At 69.9% G+C, this 7,036-nt stretch carries 5 protein-coding genes; 1 reads left to right on the top strand and 4 read right to left on the bottom strand.

From position 1 onward, the window contains the following. Window positions 1-462: 462 nt before the first annotated feature. From ACJ73U_RS46605 to ACJ73U_RS46615, 3 genes are all read right to left on the bottom strand, one after another. Window positions 463-2,748: an NACHT domain-containing protein gene (locus ACJ73U_RS46605; protein ID WP_407784235.1), complete on the bottom strand. Its 2,286-nt coding sequence runs from the start codon at window positions 2,746-2,748 to the stop codon at window positions 463-465. Window positions 2,749-2,904: 156 nt separating this feature from the next. Further along, on the bottom strand, window positions 2,905-4,071 hold the full coding sequence (locus ACJ73U_RS46610; RefSeq protein ID WP_407784236.1) for a cytochrome P450: 1,167 nt from the start codon (window positions 4,069-4,071) through the stop codon (window positions 2,905-2,907). 74 nt (window positions 4,072-4,145) lie between these two features. Beyond that, window positions 4,146-4,394: a hypothetical protein gene (locus ACJ73U_RS46615; protein WP_407784237.1), complete on the bottom strand. Its 249-nt coding sequence runs from the start codon at window positions 4,392-4,394 to the stop codon at window positions 4,146-4,148. Window positions 4,395-4,738: 344 nt separating this feature from the next. On the opposite strand from ACJ73U_RS46615, the gene ACJ73U_RS46620 reads away from it, so the two are divergent. Then, a complete protein-coding gene (locus ACJ73U_RS46620; RefSeq protein WP_407784238.1) occupies window positions 4,739-6,172 on the top strand; it encodes a PucR family transcriptional regulator in 1,434 nt (477 codons plus the stop codon). Between the two features lie 41 nt (window positions 6,173-6,213). On the opposite strand, the gene ACJ73U_RS46625 is transcribed toward ACJ73U_RS46620, so the two are convergent. Continuing rightward, window positions 6,214-7,036, bottom strand: an 823-nt coding sequence (locus ACJ73U_RS46625; RefSeq protein WP_407784239.1) for an aminotransferase class III-fold pyridoxal phosphate-dependent enzyme, incomplete at its 5' end; no start/stop codon positions are given.

The following is a 7,036-nucleotide window of genomic DNA, read 5'->3' on the forward strand; positions in this document are numbered from 1 at the left end:
CGCCGCCTCACGCGATTTCCGATGAACACGCCGGCAGAACCGGACCTGTAGGGTCCCAGGGATCTTGGCGGATCCGTCATGATCGTTGAGGCTCGCGACGACCTCTGTCCGTTGTCACCGGAGTTGGCAGGTTCTCACCGGTGCGGCCGTCTGTCTCACCACTCTGGCGAGTTTCCAGCCAAGCTGGCAGTCAGCTGTGGTCCCGTGGCTCATCAAGGCGTCGCCGTCTCAGCACAGGTGTCAGCTCCCCGGCTCACAGCCCCTGCGCGATGACATGGTCGTTGAGACGACGGTGACGTGGGCGGTCGAGCCAACTACCGCTGCGCCAGACGGCAAGGCGTTCTGTCTCATCGGAACGGTCGGTCCTCAGGCCAGAGGTTGGTTCCCTGACACGATGGATGAGAACGGACAGCGGAGTGCGGTGACGCGCGGTGCGCGATGGCCTGTGTCTGCACATCACCGTCAATTGTTGAGTGTCGGCTGCGTGTGTTTCTGGGCGAGGCGGTCATGCAGCCTCGCATGTCGGATTTGATATATCGGGCCTGTTCGGCGGAGTAGTCCGAGGCGGTATGCGTCATCGAGGAAGGTCAGTAGTCGGAGTGGGGTGTGATGGCGTGTGTGCAGGATGACCACGGTGGCGAGATAGCGTCCGGCGGGTTGGTGGAGGCCGACTCCGAGGGCGATGGTGACGGCGACGAGGAGGCCGATCCCGGCACCGGTGGCTAGTCCTCTTTCGCTGGTGAAGGTGTTCTGGATCCAGAAGGCGATGCCGAGTGCGATTCCCCCGGCGAGGGATTTGACGTACACCAACCGCATGTCGCGGTGGAAGGTGATGTTGGGCGCGCGGGGGCGGTCGTCGGTGACCGGTGTTTCGGCCCAGTCGATCAGGCCGGATGCCAGCCAGGTGGCGAATGCGAACACCAGCCCGAACACCATTCCAGCGAACAGTCCGTTTGGAAGATCGCCCGCGAGTCCCAGAAGGGAGCCGAGGACGAGCCCGACCGCGAAGCTGGGCACACAGCGGAACGCCAGCACGCGCCGGTCCCAGCGAACGATTACTCGCCATAGTGATCGCGTTCGGCCGCGCAGCCGGAGATCCGCGTAGGCCGGTCGGTCCGTCGGTTTGGCTCTGGCAGCGAGCGCGGCGACGATCGCGATCGGGATCGCGCCCGTGACGGCAAGCGCGGCGCCGAGCACGGGTTCGCCTTCGACCATGCCGGTGCCCACGGCCGCGCCCACCAGGTTGAGGCCGAAGGTGAGCACGAGCACATGCGTGATGGTGAGCGTGTTCGCGATCCCGACGACGATTCCGAACACAAGCCCGAGCACCGGCGCGATGAGCAGACCGTCGATGAGTCCCACCAGTGCCCATTCGTAGAGCAGCACGGTGAGCCCCAGCGCGATCCCAGCGATCGCCCCGGACATGAGGGAGACCGAGCGTGGTGCGACGTGGTCCAACTGCCACCAGGCCAGATCCCGGGTCCCGTTTGTGGTCAGGTGGTGGGCGAGGAATGCCAATGTTTCCGCGGTGCTGGCTGGCTCCCAGCTGTGCCGAGGGCGGAACGGGTGCTCGTCGTCATCGTCCCGGGGTGGGTTGGTGTTGACGAGTACCTTCACCAAGTGGTCGAGCAGGTTGTCGACTATGGCGTCGGCGTTGGGGAACCGGGTGGTGTCGCGCAGCGGTGCCGGGTTGGCGCGGGTGTCGACGTAGACACGGCGCAGCAGCCACAGGGCTAGTGGGGTCGACAGCGCCTCGGCGATGGGGCTGCGCTGGTCGCGGGTGAGCATGGTCAGGAACTCCTGCCATTCACCGCCAGGGTTGGGTGGGAGGCAGGCTGTGAGGTAGGCGGCGGCGTCCGCGGGTGTGAGTGGGCTGGGCTCGATCACGGCACCACCGGTGAGCGCGTCTCCACCTGAAGCGGTGACCGTGGCCTGGTATTCCGCGGTTCGGCAGGTCAGGACGAGCGGATCGGCGGCGACCTCGTTCAGTCGAACAAGCACCCGGGGACGGACCTCGGCGGGTAGTTCGTCCAAGCCGTCCAGGACCGGCAGCACCCGCCGCTGCGTCACCAACGAGCGGGCGACGTCCGGACCGAAGACGCCCGCCCGCAACGCCGGGTAATCCTCGGCCAGCCGGCGGGCCAGCCATTCGGGCAACGACTCGGCGTCGGGGTCCCAGTCGGACATCGACACGAGAACCGGAACCGGATCACCCGGCTCGGGGTGCTCGAGAAGGTCGCGGAGCAACAGCACGGCGAGTGTGGTCTTACCCATGCCTGGGTCCCCCAAGAGCACGAGCCGCCGCCGCTTCAGTTTGCGGAACTCCGCGGTCATTTCGCCGACCTGATCGGTGCGACCTGTGAACCGCCGCCGCCCACCGCCCAACAGCGACCGCAACGGATTCCCGCGCGAAACCAGCTCCGCACGATCCACCACGTCCAGTTCGGTGAACCGCCACCGCACCGCGAGCGGCCCCGGATCATCCAGCTGACGAACGATGATCTCGTCACGCCATTGCCCCAGTACTTGACTGGCCAACTGACGCTGCGCGGCATCCGCCTGCTCAACCGTCGAAACAGCCAACACCACCGACGGTGGCCGGCGAACCCACACGACCAACCCCAGCACGAGGGGCGTGAGAGACGCGACAAGCCCACCTACCGCGCCGGCCGACTGCAACCCACCAGGAGACCGCAAAGCCACCACCAGCACGATCGCCCCGGCTACCACCAAGCCCGCTGCGGCCATCCACCGCTTCCACCCAGTCATGCCAGTCATTCTCGTCCGATTTGTTGCGAATCAGACAACTTCCATGCATGTTGTCAACAGCCTCGTGCCGCACGCTCGGTGGCTCACGACTTGTGGGCGAAGCGCCGCAGCGCATGACAGCGTGTCATCCGTTGGCTAGTCCCATTCGACAGATAGCCGGGCGATCTGTCGCACAGGGACGCTGGCCCGCCACACGGGCGGGGCGACCGGATGTAGACCCGGGAGTCGGGTGAACAATGCCGGCAGGGCGATCTCGGCGTGTATCCGGGCCAGCGGCGCGCCCAGGCAGTAGTGGGCGCCGGCCGAGAACGCCAGGTGCGGGTTCGGGCTGCGGCTGACGTCGAATTCGTCGGGGTTGGTGAAGACCTCAGGGTCGCGATTGGCTGCTGCGAACGCGAGGATGCGGTGCTGGCCGGCGGAAACCGGGTGACCTTCGACCTCAGCGTCCACGCTGGCGGTCGTCCCGGTCAGGGTGGTTGGCGACACGAAACGCAGCAGCTCGTCCACCGCTGCCGGCCATCCCTCGGGGCCGGCCATCAGTTGGGCCAACTGGTGGGGGTGCTCGGCCAGCAAGTGCACGCCCGCCGAGAGAAGTGCTGTTGTGGTGACATGTCCGGCCAGGACGTAAAAGATGCAGTTGGCAAGCAGATCGGCTCGTGCCTCCGCGGTCGTCGGCTCGGCGGCCAGCGATGAAAGCACATCCTCTCGCGGGTACTCAGCCCGATCGGTCAGCGCCTGCTCGAAGTAGCTGAGCATCTCCGCGGCGGTGGCGTTGCCCAGTTCGACATTGGCATGATCGCGCTGACCGGCAACGGCCCGGCCGAAGGTGTCGACAGCCTGCGTCAACCAGTCCTGGCGGTCCGACGGCACGCCGAGGACGTCAGAGATCACCTGAAACGGCAGGGGCCGTGTGAACGCGGCGACGAGATCGACCGGCCCTTCCGCCGGCAGAGCGTCGATGAGCGCGTCTACTCGCGCCGCGATCCGCTCGCGATACCGGTCGACGCGGCGGGGCGTGAACAAGCCTGAGAAGTGCCTCCGGACGGCGCTATGAGGTGCCGGAGGCAGCCGCGCCATGAACCGTGACACGACCTGGAACATCAGATCCGTGGAGGGCGGCACCACCGGCGCCACAAACCGTGGATCGTGCAGCACTTCCTGGACGAACGCGTAGCCACAGCCCGCGATCGCCGACGAGCGCAGCGCAGACTGGGGATCTTGTCGGCCCTGTTCACTGAACAACGCGTCCATTGCCGCACGCTCAGCCGCGGCGACCTGTTCCGCCCCCGTCATTCGATCCATCAGCTCTCCCCTGCCAGGCCATCTTCGTCTGCTTGGTCGTCACAGCGGAACAACCGTTACCCCCATCGGACATATCAAGCGCGGTGGCGTGGTCCTCGACCCCTGCGCAGCAACGGCGGCAGCAGCCCGAGGCGGTCGCCACGCTGCTCGGCGCGCTGGCACACGGCAAGACCACCAGTTACTGGTGCGACGCAGGGACCGGCCAACCGCACCGACGACTCGGTCGAGCTGCTGAACCTGCCGTTCGTCGCGCTCACCGACCGCCGCTGCGCGTCGGCCTGCGACTCGTTCTCCAGCGCGGCGAAGGACCTGAAGCTCGGCACGCTGGTCGCACGCGCACCGGGGGTGCCGTTTCCGGGCCGGGGGACGGGTTCCCGCTGGACAACGAGACCGCGCTCATGCTGCCGAAGTACCACGAGATCTGTGCGAACAAGGAGATCGTGGACCGTCGGCGTCGCGCCGGACCACTACCCGCCCACGACCGCGGCCGACCTGTTCGCCGGCTGGGACCCCGGGTCTGGACAAGGCGGTGTCGCTCCTGTGAGCACAGTGCCCGTGTCGTGACGAGAACGTGGCCGGGCCCCACGGCCCGGCCACCGTTCGGCACCGTGGAGCCCACCATCCCGTCGTGCTGAACCCGAGGGCCCGACCTGCGAGGATCGGCCCTGTGGCGGAGACGGGTGTGCCGGTGCGGTGGCTGGTCGAGCGGCGGGAGCTCGGACTCACCGTGCTGGCCGGGAAGGACGCGCTCGACCGGCGGATCACGTGGGCGCACAGCATCGAGCTGGCCGACCCGCAGCGGTGGCTCGACGGCGGCGAGCTGCTGCTGACCACCGGCCTGCGGCTGCCGCGACCGGCGGGAGACCGGCGCGCGTACGTCGAGCGCCTCGATGCCGCCGGGATCGGCGCACTCGGGTTCGGGGTCGGGCTGACGTTCCGGCGGGTGCCGGACGTGCTCGTCGACACGGCGGAGCGGCTCGGGCTGCCGCTGGTCGAGGTGCCGCTGCCCACCCCGTTCGTCGCGGTGACCAGGGCCGTGAGCCAACGGCTGGCCGAGCTGGAGTACGAGGGCGTCACGCGGGCCGCCCGCGGACAGCTGGACATGACGCGGGCCGCGCTGCGGGGCGGGCCGAGCGCGGTCGTGCGACAGCTGGCGACGATCACCGGCGGCGGCGTCGCCCTGTTCGGCCCGGGCGGCGACGAACCCGTCGCCGCACACGGGTTGCGTGGTGACCACGCCGCGCGGATCACCGAGGTACGGGCCGCGCCGCCCGCCGACGGCACCGCCAGCGTCGGCCCCGACGGTTCGTTGCTCGGTCAGGTGGTGCGGGTCGGCAGGCGCGTGCACGGATGGCTGGTGCTGGTCACCGAGACCGCCACCACCCCGGCCGACCGGCTGCTGCTCGGGCACGCCGTGTCACTGATCGCGCTGGACCGGGAACAGCCCCGCCGCGCCCGCGACGAGCTGAACCGCCTCGGCACCACGCTGTGCGACCTGCTGCTCGACGGCACGGCTGGGAGGACCCTCGCCCCGTCCGTCCCGGAGGAGCTGGCCGTGGTGGTGGTCTTCGACGCGGATCCCCGGCGGGTGCTCGCCGCCGCCGACCGGGTGCTGGCCGAGCGTGGGCTGCCGGTGCTGGCCACCGTGCGGGACGGGCACGCGGTCGTGCTGGTGCCCTCCGAGGTGGACCTCGACGAGGTGGCCGGGCACGTCGGACGGTCGGCCGCGTGCCCGGTGGCCGGACTGCCGGCCGCACTCCGCCAGGCCGTCACCGCCGCGCGGGTGGCCCGGGCCCGCGACGTGCCGCTCGTGCGGTTCACGTCGCTGGCCGGGCACGTGCTGTCCGCGACCCCGGAGACCCGCGCGGTACTGGCCGACCTCGCGGCGGCCCGGCTGCGGCCGCTGGCGGGCACCGACCTGGTGGACACGCTGCGTGCCTTCCTGGAGCACAACGGACACGCGGAGGCCACGTCCACCGCGCTCGGCGTGCACCGCCACACCCTGCGTGCCCGCCTCGACCGCATCCGCGCGTTGCTGGACGTGGACCTGGACGACGCGCACGTGCGTGCGGAACTGCTCCTGGCGCTTAGCGCCGGGTGACCTCGGCGGCGTCCGCGTGCCCGTCTCGGCCGCTCCTGGTCCTATGGCCGGCTGACCTCCGCCGTCACCGCGTCCGCCAGCACGTCCATGCCCTCCGCGAGCAGAGCGTCCGGAATGGACAGTGGGGGGAGGAGGCGCAGCACGTTGCCGTAGCTGCCGGCGGTCAGCACGAGCACGCCCTCCTGGTGGCAGCGCCGTGCGACGCGGGCCGTCAGGCCCGGGGCCGGTGTGCGGTCGGCGCCCACCAGCTCGATCGCCATCATCGCGCCCCGGCCGCGGACGTCGCCGACCGCGTCGTGCCCGGACCGCAACGCGGTGAGGGTCTTGTGCATCCGGGCGCCGATCGTGCTGGCCCTCGTCAGCAGGTCGTGCTGTTCGATCTCCTCGAACACGCCGAGTGCGGCCGCGCACGCGACCGGGTTGCCGCTGAAGGTGCCGCCGAGGCCGCCGGCCGGCACCGCGTCCATCAGCTCGGCGCGGCCGGTCACCGCCGCGATCGGCAGGCCGCCGCCGAGGCCCTTGGCCGTGGTGACCAGGTCCGGCTGGACGCCCTCGTGCTCGCACGCGAACCACTGGCCGGTGCGGGCGACACCGGACTGCACCTCGTCGGCGATCAGCACGATGCCGCGCTCGCGGCAGATCTCCGCCACCCTTGGCAGGAAGCCCGGCGCCGGCACGACGAAACCGCCCTCGCCCTGGATGGGCTCGATGATCACCGCGGCCACGTTGCCGGCGCCGACCTGCCGGTCGACCAGCTCGACCAGAGCGTCGGCGGCCTCCTCCGCGCAGCGCTCCGGCCTGGTCGGCCAGCGGTACGGGTAGGCCATCGGCGCCCGGTGGACCTCGCCGGCGAACGGGCCGAAA

It is taken from the genome of Actinophytocola sp., assembly GCF_045807065.1.
Taxonomy (GTDB): Bacteria; Actinomycetota; Actinomycetes; order Mycobacteriales; family Pseudonocardiaceae; genus Actinophytocola.